Here is an 18,224-nt window from a genome sequence, read left to right on the forward strand (position 1 = left end):
TTTTTAAGCCTGAGTGCAACTACTAAATACTATAAAAAGACTTTTAACTCATCTTCTAAAAACTAAGCAACTGTTGCAACCAAGCTTCAACTTGCGATCGCAAACGATAACTAGCAAGATCCCCCGTTAAATCTTGGGTTAGAGGGAGGTAGGCTAAAGCCCGACGATAATCGGAAATCGCCAAATTCCAATCACCCCATAGGTGGTAAGTCCGTCCTCTTTCTGCGTAGATATTACCTTGCAGTTGACCGAATAAGGCGGCAATTTCTAAGTCTTCCACTGCTTCACTGTAATGTCCTAAGTCGCGCCAGGTAATAGCCCGATTAATCCAGGTGCGGACATGACTGGGGTTGAGATCCAAAGCCCGATCGTAGTCGCTTATTGCCAAATTCGGACTACCAGAAACCGCGTAGTAGTTAGCTCGGTTGTTGTAAGCACTAGCTAGTTGAGGGTTGAGTTGGATTGCTTTATCGTAATCAGCGATCGCTTTGAGCAATTGACCACTTTGAAAGTAGATTAGCCCCCGATTGTTGTAATCGATCGCATTATCGGGATGGCGATCTATTAAATGGCTCAACGAAGCGATCGCGCTCGGATAATCGCCAAGCTTGGCTTTTTCCTTTCCATAGGAACGCAAACAGCGATCAGGTAATAAGTCTGGGGACAAGTTTTCGACGATAATTTGCTCGTCACTGATGTCAAAGGGATAAGGGCGGGGAAAACAATCGGGGAGAGATGCGAGGATTGGAGGATTCATTTTTTTATAACTATGAGCAGTAGCTCAATAAACTCAACTTATAATTTTTGCTGCGGCTACATTGGGGCAGTTGTGTTAGTTTGTCAAGTGGCTTGCAATTATTATCGGTGTTTATTTAAGAAAGTTACCAAAAGTTAATATTGAATACATAATTTATAATTTAGCAGGCTATAACTTGGACTTCATCAATCCTTAGTTCAATTCGACAAATAGAGTTAGCAGTAAAAGCTAAGTCTTTAGACAAGTTGGTACAATGCAACAACTAAGAGCGTCCCATTGACAAAAATATTTTTATGCCCAATACCTTGTTAGATGAGGCTACAGATTTAGCCGCCGATGATTATCTTGTAGTTGGTTTAGCGACTTGCTTTGTCAAAGAAGAGGGCGAAGTCCATGAAGTTGAAGTGATTGAGCCGATCCCCTCTGCGGCTTTGGAAGCTATTGTTAAAGGCATTCCCACATCTTATAAACTTGCCCTTGCTACAACTATTGGCGACGTTGTGACCCAATTACCCCAAAAACCTGCCGGATTCCCTGATTCGGCCCAATTTGCCGATGAATTTGTTTTTAGAGCGATCGCCGCCGCGCGGACTTATAAACGTCGGGATGTAGCGACAACTCATATTCCTCTAGGTACAAGCCGCGATGACTTTAAATACTCTATTGAGCGCAAGCGCGTGTTAAATATGAGCCGTACAGTTACAACCGATGACAATGTAAAACAACATTCTCATACTCATAAAGTGCTGTAACTATGATAAAACTTTACGGGGGCGCACGTAGCCGAGCTTCAATTGTCAAGTGGTATTTAGAAGAATTAGCAATTCCCTACGAGTTCGTGCTGTTAGATATGCAAGCATCAGAACACCTCAAGCCAGAGTTTTTAGCCATTAACCCAATGGGAAAAGTTCCGGCGATCGCCGATGGGGATTTTTATTTATGGGAATCAGGGGCAATTTTGCTTTATTTAGCCCAAAAGTACGACAAAAACACCTTTTCTGTAGAGCAACTGGCAACAATAAATCAATGGATTTCGTTCGCTAACTCTACTTTATTCATCGGAGTTTTTATCGAAGCCCATCGAGAGCGTGAAATGTCCAGGCTATTAACGGCGCTTGACAAGATTTTGGCATCGCAACCGTACTTACTGAGTAAAGAGTTTGGTGTTGCTGATGTCGCAGTAGGTTCAATACTGGCATACATTCCGATGCTGCTAAAGCTCGATTTGAGCGCTTACCCGAAAGTGTTGAACTATATGCAGCGCCTTGGAGAGCGTCCAGCTTTTCAAAAAGCAATGTCAATGTAAAAAAATAGGACAGGCTAAAAGCCTGTCCTATAAATATTAGCTTAGAAAAAAATTATCTAAAACCAATTGCTGCTTGCCAAACAAACGCCAGCAACAAGAAAAATACAGGAATAATTGGTAAAACGTCTATTAAAGGATTAAAAATCGCGTAGGCTTCGGGGAGTTTTGCGAGGATCAGTGCGGCTTCCATCTCTATGTATCTCTACTTTCGCAGCTTTAAGAATTGAAATGGATTTTAACACGAAAGCGATTACCAAGTGAGCTACTCGTTTAATAAACTCTCATCGATTTGGGGATTAAGCCAGTGTTGAAAGTCGGTAGTGAAGCGATTTGCTAATATACTGTCGCGAATTTTTTGCGTAAAACCAATTAATTCAGTTACGTTATGAATGCTGAGGAGAGTATAAGCCAGGATTTCTTGACTTCGCACTAAGTGGGACAAATAAGCGCGGGTAAAGTTTTGGCAAGTGTAACAAGGGCAAGTAGAGTCTAAAGGGGTAAAATCTTCTCTAAACTGGGCGTTTTTAAGGTTCCAGCGATCGCCTTGTACTAGCGCCGCACCGTGTCTTGCAAGTCGTGTAGGGATGACACAATCAAATAAATCTATCCCCGATGCGATCGCCTGCGCCATTTCTCGATAAGTTCCCACACCCATCAAATAACGGGGTTTATTTACAGGTAGCATGGGAGTAGTAGCGGCGACAATTTTGGCAATTAATTCTGGTGGTTCGCCCACACTTACGCCGCCAATAGCGTAGCCCGGTAAATCATAAGCCGCTAGAGCTTGAGCCGCCGCCGCCCGTAGGTCTAGATGTACGCCTCCTTGGACAATACCAAACAAAGCTTGATCGGGGCGCTCGTGAGCGACAATACACCGCTCTAACCAGCGATTTGTGCGATTTGTAGCGGCGGCAATTTCTTCTTTAGTAGCTGGGTAGGGGGGGCATTCATCAAAAGCCATAATGACATCCGCACCCAAAATATTTTGAACTTGAATAGAAAATTCTGGCGTAAAGTTAATAATGTCTCCACCATGAGGAGAGCGAAATATCACTCCTGCTTCAGAAATTTTCCGCATTTGGCTTAAGCTAAAAACTTGAAAACCGCCGGAATCGGTCAAAATTGGTTTTTGCCAATTCATAAACGAGTGCAACCCACCCGCCTTACCAACAATTGATTCACCCGGTTGCAAATGTAAGTGGTAGGTATTTGATAACACCATCTGCGCCCCGGTTGCCTCTAACTGCATGGGAGTTAGGGTTTTGACATTTGCTAACGTTCCTACAGGCATAAATCGCGGCGTTTCTACAATGCCGTGAGGCGTAGAAAAAATGCCTACTCGTGCTTGAGTCTGGCTGCATTTTGCCAAGACTTGATAAGAAAATTCTGACATTAAGGTAAAGAAAATTGCTGCATTCTTACCTCAGTGTAGGATTATAGCGCCAGACTTCTGGTGAGGAAAGTTAAAAAGGGCAACTACCATCGTCATCAATTTCTGCGTCCCACTTAGCGGAGATGACTTGATCCATCATTGCTTCTAAACTTGCAGCGTTTAAGTTGCGCGTTACTCGCTCTTGCAATGGTGTAGAAAGTGGAATTAGTCGTAAGCAGGTGGTATCAAGCATTAAATCAAAATAGGTTTCTTTCTCAAGAGACTGTTTCAGTTCGAGATAATCAAAACTATGAAGATTCAAATAAAGGGCATGATTGGCAATTAGTGTCGCCTGTTGGGAATTCGTAAATATTTCCATAACATCGCCTTCACCTTGGCTTGTAAGCTTGTCATCTTGAATATAGACATAGCGGACTCGCCCCAAATCGGCAAGTAGTCGCCCCATATCTATTTTGTTTGTAATGATGCCAGTATTGATAATGCACGGCGCAGGTAGCTGGGAGTCGGGGCGATAGTTACTCATAATTCAAACAATTTGTCGGCAGAACTTGTCTATAGTGAGGATTAAAAGCGATGTAGAGATTGATAAAGTAGGTTTACTTATACTTACCTTACTAAAACTTCTACTTGCTTGCTTTAAGGCTAAGAGTTTGCTGGCAAATTAAATTAAGGTAATTACAAAAAGTTACAGTCAAAAAGCAGCCTACGATACAATATTATCTCAAGTTTTTTAGTTTGCTTCTATTTACAGCCAGCCAGCAACGATAATTACCGACAAGTAAATACCTCAATCAATTTATATGCAAACTAATCATCGTTGCTGGTGGAAAAGATTGGGTTTGGAAATAACAGCAGCAATTACCTTTTATACCTGTATTCCTATACCCATTAATAACTTAGAGTTTCAGCGCGTAGCTTGCTTTGCCCCGCTAGTTGGACTAATTATTGGTGGGATTTTGGGGCTACTCGACATTGGACTATCCTCAATTGGGATGCCTCTGTTGACCAGTAGTGCTTTAGTAATTGGTTTTTGGGTTGTTTTAACCGGAGGACTGCATTTAGACGGGGTAATGGATGCGGCAGATGGACTAGCTGTACAAGATCCGCAAAAAAGGTTAGAGGTGATGGTAGATAGCGCTACTGGAGCCTTTGGGGCAATGAGTGCGATCGCCCTCTTACTACTCAAAACGGCGGCTTTAACAGACTTGCATAGTCCCCACTGGTTAGGATTGATGGTTGTGTGTGGTTGGGGAAGATGGGGACAACAAATTGCGATCGCCTTTTATCCCTATCTCAAACCCACAGGTAAAGGTAAATTTCACTCTAAAGCTATTACTTCTTACTGGGATTTATTACCAGGATTGATATTAATGCTAAGTATTAGCGCCCTAGCCGTTTTGCTAGATGAAACTCTTTTTAAGTTAGCTTTATTTACAGTCGTGGGGGGCAGTGCGATCGCGCATTTAACGAGTGCGTGGTTTTATTACAAGCTCGGTGGTCATACGGGTGACACCTACGGGGCTGTTGTAGAATGGACAGAAGCCTTTTTATTGTGTGTGTTGACTCTGGCGTGAAATGTTGTTTCAAGCTGGGCGCAGGCGACTAACTTTGAGCTTAAAATTTCCTACTCCAGTCTCCCCAAAAGCCCGAACTCGCACTACATAAGTTCCGGTGGTGGCAATCCGGGTAAATAGTAAGGCATTAGTTGTACCATCTGGCCCATCGTCATTTTCAGAGATAGTTGCTCCATCGGTCGATAGTAGCGTCACCATGGCATCAAAACTATCAGAAGTTAGATCAATGGCTACATTGTCACCTCGATTGAGCTTGACTAAGTAATCGCGGGCAAATCCCCCCATTCCTGTGGGAATATCATTCTCTGTCAGCTTGTCTACAATTTCATTACTAGGCGGTAAAGCCATCGGATTATATAACTTGCTTTGAGCTAGTGCCGAGTACGTCCCAATACTAAGAGTTAGTAGGGTAGAAGGAATTAATAGTAGATGCTTTAACTTAATTAATGAAGCTTTAACGACCATTCACCGTTGCTCAAATATAACTCAAGCTTTATTATGCCTTTGGCTAGTAGCGATCGCTACTAGCCCCGCTACAGCAATTCCCTCTTGTTGTAATACTTTGGCTGCAAAGCTTGCAGTTGCGCCAGTTGTGTAAATATCGTCTATTAGCAATACGGGTTTAACTGGGCGGTGATGACAAAATTCTGCTCCTAAGCCAAAAGCCTTGTTTAAGTTTTCGTGGCGCTGCTGGGGAGATAAATTAAATTGCGCGGCGGTATCTTTTTGGCGGGTTAAACCTAGTTCGTGCAGTTTTAAACCCGTAACACTGCAAAAATGTTCGCCGATGAGAGCGGCTTGATTGTAACCCCGTTGTTTTTGTCTTGTGGGGTGTAAAGGAATCGGGACAACGATTACTTGACGATTGGCAAAAGGCGAATTTAGCCAAGCCTCCGCTAACCAATTTCCCAAAGGACGAGCAATTGTTGGTTGATTTTCGTATTTGAGAGATGAAATCGCGCGTTTGAGCGTACCTTGATAATTTCCCCACACAAATATTGGTAATTGCTGCTGTTCGAGATAGTGGGGGCGTGTTAATTGACATTTTTGCAATTGTCTAGTGCAGTCAAGGCAAAATTCTGTAGGAGTTGCGCGATCGCATAACAGACAATGAGACTCTAAAAATAAGTTGAATAATCCTTGAATATTTCTTGTCCAATGGGGCATTATTTATAACTTCAAATCCTAAAATTATCCCGTGCCACGGGGAAGGTAATGGTACGGTTAATACAGAAAAATTATTTATGCTTGCGTGGATATTGATTCAATACTGCAACCATTGCAAAGGTTTGGCGTTCATCTGGGCTTAGAAAGAATCGAGCAACTACTATTTAGTTTAGGCAACCCCCACCATAATGTACCGATAATTCACGTCGCCGGAACTAATGGCAAAGGTTCGGTATGTGCCTATTTATCCTCAATTTTGACTCAAGCAGGCTACAAAGTAGGACGCTATACATCGCCGCATTTAATAGATTGGAATGAGCGGATTTGTTTAAATGAGCAACCGATTTCTGTAGAAGCATTGCAAAGCTTGCTAATAAAAGTTATTGACGCTATTAATCCCACCACCGAATCGCCGACGCAGTTTGAAGTAATTACGGCGGCGGCTTGGTTGTATTTTGCCCAAAGCAAAGTAGATATAGCGGTAGTAGAAGTAGGTTTAGGGGGAAGATTAGATGCGACTAATATTTGTTGTCCCCTAGTTACTGTAATTACCTCCATTAGCCGCGAACATTGGCAGCAACTAGGCTCAACTTTGACAGAGATTGCCACAGAAAAAGCCGGAATTATGAAGCCTGGTTGTCCGGTAGTAGTGGGACAATTGCCCCTAGAAGCCCAAAATGTCGTGCGATCGCGCCTTACTAAATTAAATTGTCCGGCGGTAGTGGTAGAACCTGCTACAGAATTACCAATTGTTAACGGTCAAAGATGGGCAAGTTATCAAAACATTGACTACCCTTTGCCATTGCTAGGCTTCATTCAATTAAGTAATAGTGCGATCGCCATTTCTACCATTCAAGTATTGCAACAAAAAGGCTGGAAAATTACCCCAGAAGCAATTTCTGCGGGGATGAAGAAAACTCGCTGGCTAGGTCGCCTCCAATGGGTGAAGTACGGCGATTTCTCTTTACTAATTGATGGCGCTCATAATCCGGCGGCAGCCCAAGCTTTACGCCACTATGTAGATACCCTAGAAGCCCCGGTAACATGGGTAATGGGGATGTTATCGACCAAAGACCACCCAGAGATATTTACAGCCTTGCTGCGCGCCCTAGACAGCTTGCACTTAGTCCCCGTTCCCGACCATAGCAGCGCCGATCCGCTAGATTTAGCAGTTATAGCCCGAACTATTTGCCCCAACTTAGCAACTTGCCAGACTCATGAAGACTTATTTTCGGCTTTAAAGACAGTACAAAGCGATCGCCCAGTGATTTTGTGTGGTTCGCTGTATTTAGTAGGATATTTTCTCAAATCTTTGCCATCCCCATAAAAAAGGGATAAACTCAACGAGTTTATCCCTTAGCAAGTATTTTGTGAGATATTCCCCCTTTTTTAAGGCGGCTACCCCTCATCCTCAGAATCTATCTATGCAAAGTCGCTTTAATCAACAACTATACAGAAGCCGATTGAGTCAAAGCAGCGCTTAATATTGCCGCTTTATCGGTTTGTTCCCAAGGCAAATCTAAATCGGTACGTCCAAAGTGACCATAAGCTGCGATGTCCTGGTAAAAACGTCCCCCACGTTCCCCAGGAAGCTGACGCAGGTTAAAGGTATGAATGATGCCCAAAGGACGCAGTTCAAAATGTTCTTTGACTAATTCCAATAAGCGATCATCATCTACTTTGCCTGTGCCAAAGGTTTCAACTAAAATGCTTACTGGTCTTGCGACACCGATAGCATAACTTAGCTGCACTTCGCACTTTTCGGCTAATCCAGCCGCGACGATATTTTTAGCAACATAACGGCAAGCATAAGCGGCGCTACGATCTACTTTTGTGGGATCTTTGCCGGAGAATGCCCCGCCACCATGCCGCGAGTAACCGCCGTAGGTATCAACAATTATTTTGCGTCCAGTTAGCCCAGAATCGCCTTGTGGCCCGCCAATTACAAACTTTCCGGTGGGATTCACCAAAAAGCGTGTTTCTGCGTCTGGTTTGATATCACAGTCCGCAAATACAGGCTCGACAACTGCTGTCCAGAGGTCGGCTTTGATTTTTGCTTGGACTGCCTCAAGCTCTGTAATATCGCCAATAGTAGCAGTATGCTGAGTAGAAACCAAAATCGTATCAATCCCTACAGGCTTACCATCTTCGTAAGCGACGGTTACTTGAGTTTTGCCATCAGGACGCAGGTAAGGCAATTGACCGGTTTTTCGCACTGCGGCTAAACGACGAGCAATTCGTTGAGCAAGACTAATAGGTAAAGGCATCAATTCGGGGGTTTCGTTGCAAGCAAAACCAAACATCAAGCCTTGGTCGCCAGCGCCAACCGCATCAAATTGTTCCTCGCTATCTTGTTCACGGCTTTCTTGAGCCGTGTTTACGCCTTGAGCAATATCGGGAGATTGCTCGTCTAAAGCTACCAAAACCGAGCAGCTCTTAGCACAAAAACCGTTATCAGACTCGGTATAGCCAATATCAGCAATTTTTTTCCGAGCTAGGTCTACATAATTTACTTGAGCTTTAGTTGTAATCTCACCAGTAATTAATATTAATCCGGTGTTAACCACAACTTCGGCGGCAACGCGACTGCTAGGATCTTGGGCGAGTAACGCATCTAAAATGGTATCGGAGATTTGGTCGCAAATTTTATCGGGATGACCTTCAGTTACAGATTCGGAAGTAAACAAGTAGCGACGAGACAAGGGCATTTCCTCCTAGGGATGATTAGCAGCAAATTTCGGTTATTATAACCGTCTACTATCACTATATGTCTAGCTTATAAGCAGAAGAAAGCTGATAACTTCATCAATGATTTACACAAATTTAATATCTTCTAAGTGAGAAATCACTACATCTGCCGATTTTAAATAAGGAGCATCTTGGTTCCAGCAGATGCCAATACATCCGGCGGCTCCGGCTTCACGTGCCATTTTGATGTCTCCCACCGAGTCGCCTATCATGAGAGTATTAATTGGTTCAACTTGTAAAGATTGACAGGCATGAATAAATAATTCTGGATTGGGTTTGCTAATTCCGCCCGGTGTGGTTCCCCTTTGCAATTGAATGTAATCGCTCAACTGATGAGTTTGGACAAAGGCGCGTACTCGCTCCGTAGAAGCGGCGGAAAGAATGCCTAGTTTTAACCCCGCTTGGGAAAGGTATTGCAACACTTCTAAGCTACCGACAAAGAGTGGAGAGGGAGCAGTACCAATAAAGCTATCTGCTTCGGTAAAGGCACGACGAGCTAATTCCAAAGATTCTAACCATCCCTTACCCGTTTCGGCAATGTAGGCGGCTGCCGCTATTTCTGTTTCGTGGCGACTGCCTACTGCCAATAGTCCGGTAGGATCGAGCTTATTTCCATTGATGCCAAAAGCCATTAATAGTGGTTCCCCTATGCCAGGAACTTGCGCGTCGATAATGCGCGATCGCTTTTGTCCTAAGCTTCTTAAATAAGCTTGACTATCTTCAAGAGTCCCATCTTTATCAAAGATGATTGCTTCAATGTTTGTAAAAGTGCGGTTTTTGCATTGAATAGTTGCCAAAAATTCCGATCTCCCAAATTGTGCGGCAAATAAATAAAAAGAGGGAAATTTCCCTCTTTTTTAGCTGATAAATGACCTACGAATAGCCGAATTTAAATTTCTTCGGTTGTTGCGGAGACTTCTTCGCTCGCGTCGGGGATATCTTCGCTTGCGTCAGAGACATCTTCGCTCGCGTCGGGAATATCTTCATCTACCACGGAAACATCTTCGCTCGCGTCGGGGATATCTTCATTCATTGGGGCGATCGCTTCTTCCATTGCGTCGGGGATGTCTTCATCTACAACGGAGACATTTTCCATTGCGTCGGGGATATCTTCATCTACAACGGAGACATCCTCGCCTGTTGTAGAGATATCTTCATCCGTTGGGGCGATCGCTTCTTCCATTGCGTCGGGGATATCTTCGTCAGATAATTCGTCGTCGCTAATTGTAGTACCCTGCTGCTTGGCAAGCATTTGTTCGCGATACTTAGCAGCCATTTCTTCAGCGCCATCAAAGACCAATTGCCGATCTTTAATCATATCGCCGGGTTCTGGCTCTAATTGCTTAGTAGATAAAGAAATTCGTCCTCTTTCAGCATCTAAGTCAATGATCATAACTTTTAGTTCGTCATTGACGTTGAATACACTATGAGGCGTATCGATGTGGTCGTGAGAAATTTCGGAAATGTGCAGTAATCCGCTTACTCCACCAATATCTATAAAAGCACCGTAAGGCTTAATGCCGCGTACAGTTCCAATTACAACCTCGCCGACTTCCAAACGATTCATCTTGCGCTCTACTAAGGCGCGACGATGACTGAGAACTAGACGGTTGCGGTCTTCATCTACTTCTAAAAATTTTAATGGTAATTCTTCGCCTAATAAATCTTCTTTAGGTTTGCGAGTGCTGATGTGAGAGCCAGGAATAAAGCCGCGTAAGCCTTCAATTCTAACTAAAGCACCACCGCGATTTGTAGCGAAAACTCCCGATCGCACGGTAGCATCCTCTGTTTGCAGTTGTCTCACTCGCTCCCAAGCTCTCATATACTCGATGCGACGAATGGAAAGGGTTAGCTGTCCGTCTTCGTTTTCATCGGTAAGAATGAAAAATTCTCGCGTTTCGTTGGATTGTAATACTTCTTCCGGGGCATCTACCCGGTTAATTGACATTTCCTGAATGGGAATATAAGCGGCGGTTTTAGCACCAATATCAATCAGAGCGCCCCTCGGCTCCATACTAAATACTGTACCTGCCACAACATCACCAGGGCTAAAGTGATAGTCATACTTATCGAGCAGTGCAGCAAAATCGTCGTGAGTAAAGCCAATATCTAAAGTAGTTTGTTTCTGATTGACCATGCTAATTTTTCCTGATGTTAGTCTCCGTAGTTTTTTGCCTCCTACGATGCACCTGCGCGCTTGTGATAGCGGCAATTTACACCTAAGCCTCGATCTGTTGCTCTTTGCTAAGGTCGAGGATTTACAATCTTCGGGTTAGTGTTCCCGGTGGTAATGGACGGCGATCACCTGAACACATTTTTGCAATTTACTTTTATTCTCATCCTAGCTTAGGACGTGGTAATTCTAAACGCATTAGTATCCAGACCCATCATTATAACTGAGCTAAGGGGTGCAAATTCTTTTAATGTTCATTAATAGCGCTTTTTAGCTCATTGCCGTGACTGTAAAAACTTCAGGATGGGGTTCAGTAGCACAATTACTTAAATCGTCCAAAGTTTCTACAAAGTCGCGAATATTTTTAAATTGGCGATAAACTGACGCAAACCGCACGTAAGCAACTTCACTAATTGCTTTTAGTTGCTCTAAAACCAGATCGCCAATTTCTAAGCTTGTAACTTCCCGGACTGCGCGCTGTTGTAATTGGGATTCAATTTCATCTACTATTGCCTCTAATTTGAGGTAAGGAATCCCGGTTTTTTGACAAGCGCGAACCATTCCCCGCAAAATTTTGGAGCGGTCGAATAATTCACGATCGCCTGTTTGCTTGATCACGGTAATTGGCACAAATTCTATCCGCTCGTAAGTTGTAAATCGACGCAAACAACTTAAGCATTCCCGCCGCCGCCGGATACTTTGCCCGGCTTCAGTGGCGCGGGATTCTAGCACTCTATTATCGGGATGCTGGCAAAAAGGGCATTGCATAGGGGCAACGGGGATAAGCAAGACTTTTGAGTAGCAAGGCAAATATGGCAAAATCCGATGCTACAAATAAAGCGTAGCATCGGATTTGTACCTAGTAGTAGTTTTCAGTAAACTTTGCTGCTTACTTTTTCTCAATCCGGGGTGGTTCCCGAAAAGCGATCGCAAAAAACAATGTTCCAATGGCAAGAGCCAAAATCAAAATGTAAGCAACGCTTTCCATATTTCAAATCCCAAATTAGTTACTTAATACTGATATTTTACCAATTAAAAGAAAAGAACGGCTGAACAATTCCTTTGCAATTGTGACTTACATGATTGTTTAACCGTTCTTAACATCACTGCCAGCAAAGTTGATTTGATTGCTGCTTAAAGTTTAAACAGCTTCTTTTTTGCGGGTAGATTTGTCTCCCAATTTCTGGAATAGACCCCATTCGACTTGCTCCTCTAAGTCTGCTTCTACCCCTGCAAACACGTCGCGGAAAATTGTCCGAGAACCGTGCCACAAGTGACCGAAGAAGAATAATAAAGCAAATACGGCGTGTCCGTAAGTAAACCAACCTCTAGGACTGGTACGGAATACACCATCAGAGTTGAGTTTTTCGCGGTCAAACTCAAAGGGTTCGCCTAATTGAGCTTTACGCGCGTACTTTTTAACTTCCGAGGGATCTTCAACGGTCTTGCCATTTAAAGCACCACCGTAGAAACTAGCTGTAACTCCCGCTTGCTCGAAGCTGTACTTAGATTCAGCCCGACGGAAAGGAATATCAGCGCGGACAACGCCATCAGCATCGGTCAAAACTACAGGGAAGGTTTCAAAGAAGTTAGGCAGACGACGAACGCTTAATTCGCGTCCTTCACCATCTTTAAATACCGGATGTCCTAGCCAACCTTGAGCGATTCCATCGCCTTTATCCATTGGGCCAACGCGGAATAAACCACCTTTAGCGGGGTCATTACCAACGTAGTCATAGAAAGCAAGTTTTTCAGGAATTGCCGACCAAGCTGCCGTCAGGGTTTGACCTTGGGCTATTTCTTCTTGAACGCGGCGATCAATTTCTTGCTTAAAGTAGCCTTGATCCCATTGGTAGCGGGTGGGACCAAATAGTTCAATTGGGGTAGTAGCGTTGCCGTACCACATTGTCCCAGCTACGATAAAAGCGGCGAAGAAGACGGCGGCAATACTGCTTGATAGTACAGTTTCGATATTACCCATCCGTAGGGCTTTGTAGAGCCTTTCTGGAGGTCTGACGGTAAGGTGAAATAACCCGGCAATAATCCCGACAATACCCGCCGCGATATGGTGAGCTACTACACCGCCAGCATTAAACGGGTTGAAGCCCGCAGGGCCCCATTCAGGCGCAACAGGTTGAACGCTCCCGGTAAGACCATAGGGGTCAGAAACCCACATTCCCGGCCCAAATAAACCTGTGAGGTGAAAAGCACCGAAGCCAAAACAGAGCAAACCAGATAAAAATAAATGGATGCCAAACATTTTGGGCAAATCTAGTGCAGGTTCGCCAGTACGAGGATCTCTAAATAATTCCAAATCCCAATATACCCAGTGCCAGCAAGCAGCTAGGAATAATAGGCCAGAAAGCACGATATGAGCGACGGCAACGCCTTCAAACGACCAAAAACCCGGATCGGTTGCTGCGCCACCAGTAATGTTCCAGCCGCCCCAAGATTGGGTTACGCCTAAACGTGCCATGAAGGGCATGACAAACAATCCTTGTCGCCACATGGGGTTGAGAACAGGATCGCTGGGGTCAAAAATTGCTAGTTCGTACAAAGCCATCGAACCAGCCCAACCAGCGACTAGAGCAGTGTGCATTAAGTGTACAGATATCAGTCGCCCTGGATCGTTCAGAACAACTGTATGTACGCGGTACCAGGGTAGTCCCATTGACTACGATCCTCCAAGGATGAGTATTTACAAACAGTAATTTTTCAGCTTTTTGTTATTGCCAGATGCTTACGCGCATAACAGTTGTTTTAAGTTAAACAGCGATCGCACTTTCGCACTCTGGTAACGCCAAACAAAATGAGTATTATTAAAAAAGTGTAACTATTGACTGGCTCGAATGCAAGAGTATAAAGAGCGCCATGGCACTTTAATTCTGGCTATTCAACCAGAAGTTGGGCATTTTCGACCTGACAACTGGCGGTGGCGTAGCTCAGTCGTTCGATTACTTGGGGGGCGCTCATTAACCGCTTTAATACTACTGAAGCGATCGCATTTGGGGTAATAGAGGCGGGTTTTACTTCAATAGTTAAAATGACTTCTTCTACTCTATAGAGCCATAATGTCTCATTTTGCGTAATTAATTGCAGATTTAATCGTTCAACCTTTGGTTTGCGCCGCCAAGCTGCTTCATTCCACAATCCATCACTTGCCCACACTCTGCCGATTGTCCAGCCATCGGTGAGAAAAAAATATTTCACGCTTGCTTGAACTAATAATTGGTTGTTGTTTACGATAGCAAACAGAGCCATCTTTAATTAACTGCAAAATGATAATTAATCCAGAAAATGTAACTAATTGTTACGGTTCTAATTATCCAGAAGAATTTAAACCCGTAGTAGCCGGACGAGTTAAGAAGCGTTTGGGTAACGCCGCCGGACTAGAGAATTTTGGAGTAAATTTAGTAGAGCTTGCCCCTGGAAGTGCCTCAGCGCTGAGACATTGGCACGATAAGCAAGATGAATTTATTTATGTTGTGTCTGGGGAAATTACTTTATTAACGGATGCTGGAGAGGAGATTTTCAAAGTAGGCGATTGTGCTGGGTTTGCCGCCGGAGTAGCCAACGGGCATTGTTTAATTAATCGTAGTGGAGAAAAGGCTACTTATTTGGAAATTGGCGATCGCACTTCTAGCGATCGGGTAACATATCCTGACGACGATTTAGTTGCCCAAAATAGTCCTGAAGGCTGGATTTTTACGCACAATGATGGCAAATTATACTAAAAGGCGAAGCTTGTTCTTAATGTAGCTTGCCAGGTAATACCGTTAGCACTGTCATTATTAGCGTTGTCGATTAGCTGCACAATCGGACTGACACTCAGATTATCGCTTAGTTGTAGCTTATAAAAAGCCTCGAAATTGGTTTGAGTTGCATTGCCCAAACCTGCCTCTACAAAGGGTTGTCCGATCGCAATTCCGGTTAAAGTTCCTGGTAGTACCAAGTCTCGCCAAGATACTCCCACCGCCCAAGTATGAGGTTGTAAGTCTAGGTTTTGAGAAATTGCTGTATTAAAACCATCGTAATTGCCAATTCCAAACCGACCGAAAAACGCCGTAGTGCGGTTAAAAGCATACTCGCCATTAATTCCAAAGGCTGAAATATCGGTGTTGTCGATTAAGGCTTTAGTATATTGCAAACGGAGAGCAAAGTTAGAGCGGGGTGCGTATTCTAGCTCTATACTGCCCGTATTGCGATCGCCGAATAAGTCCCGATCTCTATTAGCGGCAATATAAAGACTTCGTAATGTAAAATCACCGCCGCCAATATTCCAAGCTAAAGCCGCTCCCGCACCTCCAGGGCGATCAATTTGGTTGGGGACAATGAGGGGGTTATTGAGGAAAAAGCTAGAGCTAAAATCGCTAGATTCATCATTAGCGTAGCGATTGCGATCAATAAAGTCTTCGGGGGGCATTTTTGCCCCGATAGTCACTTCTAAATCTTTTTGAGGACGAAAGGTGTAATATAGCCGTCTTAAGTGGACATTATGATCAACTTGGGAATATTCTAAGCCGCCGCCATCAGCTAATAAACCTGTAGTACCTAGGAGATTGGGTATTTCATTTTGGACAGAAGAAATTGCATCTCCGCCATTATTTCCGGCTTCAAGTTGGGTAATTAGGCGGTTATTAGGGGTAAAGCTAGTAATAAAATTTAAGCGAGTACGGGCGACGAGAGTTGGATTTGCTTTTCTACCTTCAGTAAAGGCAAAAATTACCTCTCCTTGCAATTTACTTGTGGCGGAAAACTGATTAGTTTCTAGATTAGTAACGCGCCTTTCAATATCGTTTAAGCGAGTGCGAATTTGGTCTAAAGGCAAGCGATATTCTAGTTCTAAGCGCCGTAAAGTTACTAAATCCTCTTGATTAACAAAAGTACCAGTATTAGTGACTTGCTCTAACACGCCTTGAAGCGCCGCCGCGAACTCATAACGGCTCAAAGAGCGGTTTCCGCGAAACGTCCCGTCAGGATAGCCAGAAATAGCTCCGTAACGTTGAATAAGAGCGGCTAAAGCAAGATATGCCCAATCCGTAGGCAAAACATCGCCTAGTTCATCTACCGCCGTTACTTGAGCAAGCTGGGTAGAATCAAAATCTAAGTCTTTAGCGGCGACAACTTGAGCTTGAACAGGGAAAGCTAGGAACAAAATCGAGTAACTTGTCAATACCCAACCAGTTCCCAGCTTGCTATTGAAAAATTGATGCTTAAACTGAAACTTCATTGCTGATTTTGAGCGGAGGATGCTTGCTTAGTGCCTGAAGTGCCTAGTTGAATTAGCTCTATTTTGTACCCGTCGGGATCTTCCACAAAAGCAATCACTGTAGAACCGTGTTTCATTGACCCTGCTTCGCGCACTACTTTACCGCCTTGGGTTTTAATTTGTTCGCAGGTGCTATAAATATCATCCACTCCTAGGGCAATATGTCCGTAAGCATTGCCCAATTCGTACTTATCTTCACCCCAGTTATGGGTTAGCTCAATTACGCTATGGTCAGATTCATCGCCATAGCCCACAAAAGCTAGAGTAAATTCGCCCCCTGGATAATCTTTTTGGCGTAATAACTTCATTCCCAGCAGTTCGCAGTAAAACTTTAGGGAAGCCTCTAAGTTGCCCACGCGGAGCATTGTATGTAGTAATCGCATTTTGCAACTCCAAATCCTCTATTACATTACATTTTTTATTGTAAAAACGCGATATATTGCATTTCTAGCTGACTGCTGACTTAATTGAGGTGCTATTGAGGATGATGAATACACTAGATACTGCTATTGATAACATTGTTGCTAGAGAAATTCTCGACTCGCGGGGTCGTCCTACAGTTGAAGCGGAAGTTCACTTAGTTAGTGGTGTAGTAGGGGTCGCTCAAGTCCCCAGTGGGGCATCTACAGGCAGCTTTGAGGCGCATGAGTTGCGAGATGATGATAATAGCCGTTATGGAGGAAAAGGGGTACTCAAAGCGGTACAGAACGTCAATGAAGCGATCGCGCCCCAGTTACTAGGCTTGGATGTAATTAATCAAGAATTAATTGATCGCACGATGATCGCCCTTGATGGATCGCCTAATAAATCTTCTTTGGGTGCAAATGCAATTTTGGCGGTTTCTCTAGCATCTGCAAAGGCTGGTGCGGAGTATCTAGAATTGCCTCTTTACCGCTATCTGGGCGGCCCTTTAGCCAACTTGTTACCTGTACCGTTGATGAATGTAATCAACGGCGGCGCTCACGCTTCTAATAACGTTGATTTTCAAGAGTTTATGATTGTTCCGGTGGGTGCATCTTCTTTTCGGGAAGCGTTACGCTGGGGGGCGGAGATTTTTGCGGCTTTGAGTAAGGTTTTAGACGATAAAGGTTTGCTTACTGGGGTAGGCGATGAAGGTGGTTTTGCGCCGAATTTAGAATCTAATCAAGCGGCTTTAGAATTGCTGATGATGGCGATCGCCAAAGCGGGTTATAAACCAGGGGAAGAAGTAGCGTTGGCGCTAGATGTGGCGGCTAGTGAGTTTTACAAGGATGGTCAATATGTCTACGATGGTGTACCTCACGCACCAACGGAGTTTATTAGTTATTTAGGGCAACTATGCGATTCTTATCCGATAATTTCGATTGAGGATGGTTTGCATGAAGACGATTGGAGTAGTTGGCAGCTTCTTACTCAACAAATAGGTAAGAAAACTCAGCTAGTGGGTGATGATTTGTTTGTAACTAATGTTACTCGTCTGCAAAAAGGTATTGACCAATCTGCCGCTAATGCAATTCTAATTAAGCTCAATCAAATAGGCTCTTTAACGGAAACTTTGGAAACTATAGATTTGGCTACTCGTAATAGTTTCCGCTCTATTATCAGCCACAGATCGGGAGAAACTGAGGATACAACGATCGCAGATTTGGCTGTTGCTACTCGCGCTGGACAAATTAAAACGGGTTCTCTCTGTCGCAGCGAAAGAGTTGCTAAGTATAACCGTTTACTCAGAATTGAAGACCAGTTAGGTAGTCGCGCTGTTTATGCTGGTGCTGTTGGTTTGGGGGCTAAGTAAGTAGTTATAGCTCACTTTAAGAAAAACCGAATATGGGGGGTCTGCCCCCCAAACCCCCCATTG

At 43.9% G+C, this 18,224-nt stretch carries 20 protein-coding genes and 1 pseudogene; 6 read left to right on the forward strand and 15 right to left on the reverse strand.

Features of this window, described 5'->3' with window-relative positions; genetic code table 11:
- Positions 1-55: 55 nt before the first annotated feature.
- Entirely contained in the window at positions 56-757 is a 702-nt protein-coding gene (locus C7B70_RS09065) for a tetratricopeptide repeat protein (protein ID WP_106368727.1), read from the reverse strand.
- A gap of 293 nt (positions 758-1,050) precedes the next feature.
- Here C7B70_RS09065 and C7B70_RS09070 point away from each other — a divergent pair, with 293 nt between their 5' ends.
- Positions 1,051-1,509 (forward strand): hypothetical protein, encoded by a 459-nt coding sequence (locus tag C7B70_RS09070; protein WP_106368728.1) that lies wholly within the window; start codon positions 1,051-1,053, stop codon positions 1,507-1,509.
- Positions 1,510-1,511: 2 nt separating this feature from the next.
- Positions 1,512-2,063: a glutathione S-transferase family protein gene (locus C7B70_RS09075; protein WP_106368729.1), complete on the forward strand. Its 552-nt coding sequence runs from the start codon at positions 1,512-1,514 to the stop codon at positions 2,061-2,063.
- 52 nt (positions 2,064-2,115) lie between these two features.
- On the opposite strand, the gene C7B70_RS09080 is transcribed toward C7B70_RS09075, so the two are convergent.
- The 3 genes from C7B70_RS09080 to C7B70_RS09090 form a co-directional block, all read right to left on the reverse strand.
- On the reverse strand, positions 2,116-2,253 hold the full coding sequence (locus tag C7B70_RS09080; RefSeq protein WP_106368730.1) for a photosystem II reaction center protein K: 138 nt from the start codon (positions 2,251-2,253) through the stop codon (positions 2,116-2,118).
- A gap of 72 nt (positions 2,254-2,325) precedes the next feature.
- Positions 2,326-3,456 carry a tRNA guanosine(34) transglycosylase Tgt gene (gene tgt, locus C7B70_RS09085; protein ID WP_106368731.1) on the reverse strand — a complete coding sequence of 377 codons (1,131 nt, stop codon included), beginning with the start codon at positions 3,454-3,456 and terminating at the stop codon, positions 2,326-2,328.
- A gap of 70 nt (positions 3,457-3,526) precedes the next feature.
- On the reverse strand, positions 3,527-3,979 hold the full coding sequence (locus tag C7B70_RS09090; RefSeq protein WP_106368732.1) for a hypothetical protein: 453 nt from the start codon (positions 3,977-3,979) through the stop codon (positions 3,527-3,529).
- A 277-nt stretch (positions 3,980-4,256) separates the two neighbouring features.
- On the opposite strand from C7B70_RS09090, the gene cobS reads away from it, so the two are divergent.
- Entirely contained in the window at positions 4,257-5,030 is a 774-nt protein-coding gene (gene cobS, locus C7B70_RS09095; RefSeq protein ID WP_106368733.1) for an adenosylcobinamide-GDP ribazoletransferase, read from the forward strand.
- Between the two features lie 9 nt (positions 5,031-5,039).
- Here the strand turns inward: cobS and C7B70_RS09100 are convergent, their stop codons facing one another.
- Positions 5,040-5,495 (reverse strand): pre-peptidase C-terminal domain-containing protein, encoded by a 456-nt coding sequence (locus C7B70_RS09100; RefSeq protein WP_106368734.1) that lies wholly within the window; start codon positions 5,493-5,495, stop codon positions 5,040-5,042.
- A 21-nt stretch (positions 5,496-5,516) separates the two neighbouring features.
- On the reverse strand, positions 5,517-6,197 hold the full coding sequence (locus C7B70_RS09105; protein WP_106368735.1) for a ComF family protein: 681 nt from the start codon (positions 6,195-6,197) through the stop codon (positions 5,517-5,519).
- A gap of 85 nt (positions 6,198-6,282) precedes the next feature.
- Between C7B70_RS09105 and C7B70_RS09110 the strand changes: the two genes are divergently transcribed.
- Complete coding sequence (locus C7B70_RS09110; protein WP_106368736.1) at positions 6,283-7,524, forward strand: folylpolyglutamate synthase/dihydrofolate synthase family protein; 1,242 nt, start codon at positions 6,283-6,285, stop codon at positions 7,522-7,524.
- Between the two features lie 121 nt (positions 7,525-7,645).
- On the opposite strand, the gene metK is transcribed toward C7B70_RS09110, so the two are convergent.
- The 7 genes and pseudogenes from metK to C7B70_RS09145 all read right to left on the reverse strand — a co-directional run bounded on the left by metK (position 7,646) and on the right by C7B70_RS09145 (position 14,379).
- Entirely contained in the window at positions 7,646-8,899 is a 1,254-nt protein-coding gene (gene metK, locus C7B70_RS09115; protein ID WP_106368751.1) for a methionine adenosyltransferase, read from the reverse strand.
- Positions 8,900-9,010: 111 nt separating this feature from the next.
- Positions 9,011-9,742: an HAD family hydrolase gene (locus C7B70_RS09120; RefSeq protein ID WP_106368737.1), complete on the reverse strand. Its 732-nt coding sequence runs from the start codon at positions 9,740-9,742 to the stop codon at positions 9,011-9,013.
- 377 nt (positions 9,743-10,119) lie between these two features.
- Positions 10,120-11,082, reverse strand: a pseudogene (locus C7B70_RS09125) (30S ribosomal protein S1); the annotation flags it as partial.
- Positions 11,083-11,388: 306 nt separating this feature from the next.
- Positions 11,389-11,886: a transcriptional regulator NrdR gene (gene nrdR, locus C7B70_RS09130; protein ID WP_106368739.1), complete on the reverse strand. Its 498-nt coding sequence runs from the start codon at positions 11,884-11,886 to the stop codon at positions 11,389-11,391.
- A 121-nt stretch (positions 11,887-12,007) separates the two neighbouring features.
- Positions 12,008-12,106 carry a photosystem II reaction center protein T gene (locus C7B70_RS09135; RefSeq protein ID WP_009632497.1) on the reverse strand — a complete coding sequence of 33 codons (99 nt, stop codon included), beginning with the start codon at positions 12,104-12,106 and terminating at the stop codon, positions 12,008-12,010.
- 153 nt (positions 12,107-12,259) lie between these two features.
- Positions 12,260-13,789 carry a photosystem II chlorophyll-binding protein CP47 gene (psbB, locus tag C7B70_RS09140; protein WP_106368740.1) on the reverse strand — a complete coding sequence of 510 codons (1,530 nt, stop codon included), beginning with the start codon at positions 13,787-13,789 and terminating at the stop codon, positions 12,260-12,262.
- Positions 13,790-14,007: 218 nt separating this feature from the next.
- The gene (locus tag C7B70_RS09145) at positions 14,008-14,379 is read right to left on the reverse strand and encodes a hypothetical protein (protein ID WP_369831840.1); all 372 of its coding nucleotides are present in this window, start codon (positions 14,377-14,379) and stop codon (positions 14,008-14,010) included.
- Positions 14,380-14,396: 17 nt separating this feature from the next.
- Between C7B70_RS09145 and C7B70_RS09150 the strand changes: the two genes are divergently transcribed.
- Positions 14,397-14,852 (forward strand): cupin domain-containing protein, encoded by a 456-nt coding sequence (locus C7B70_RS09150; protein WP_106368741.1) that lies wholly within the window; start codon positions 14,397-14,399, stop codon positions 14,850-14,852.
- Here C7B70_RS09150 and C7B70_RS09155 read toward each other — a convergent pair.
- Positions 14,849-16,348 carry an iron uptake porin gene (locus C7B70_RS09155; RefSeq protein WP_106368742.1) on the reverse strand — a complete coding sequence of 500 codons (1,500 nt, stop codon included), beginning with the start codon at positions 16,346-16,348 and terminating at the stop codon, positions 14,849-14,851. The genes C7B70_RS09150 and C7B70_RS09155 overlap by 4 nt on opposite strands.
- Complete coding sequence (gene gloA / locus C7B70_RS09160; protein ID WP_106368743.1) at positions 16,345-16,770, reverse strand: lactoylglutathione lyase; 426 nt, start codon at positions 16,768-16,770, stop codon at positions 16,345-16,347. Before gloA ends, C7B70_RS09155 begins: the two co-directional genes overlap by 4 nt.
- A 101-nt stretch (positions 16,771-16,871) precedes the next feature.
- On the opposite strand from gloA, the gene eno reads away from it, so the two are divergent.
- Entirely contained in the window at positions 16,872-18,161 is a 1,290-nt protein-coding gene (eno, locus tag C7B70_RS09165; RefSeq protein WP_106368744.1) for a phosphopyruvate hydratase, read from the forward strand.
- The last annotated feature ends 63 nt before the right edge of the window (positions 18,162-18,224 follow it).

Origin of the sequence: Chlorogloea sp. CCALA 695 (assembly GCF_003003885.1) — a bacterium.
GTDB lineage: Bacteria > Cyanobacteriota > Cyanobacteriia > Cyanobacteriales > Chroococcidiopsidaceae > Aliterella.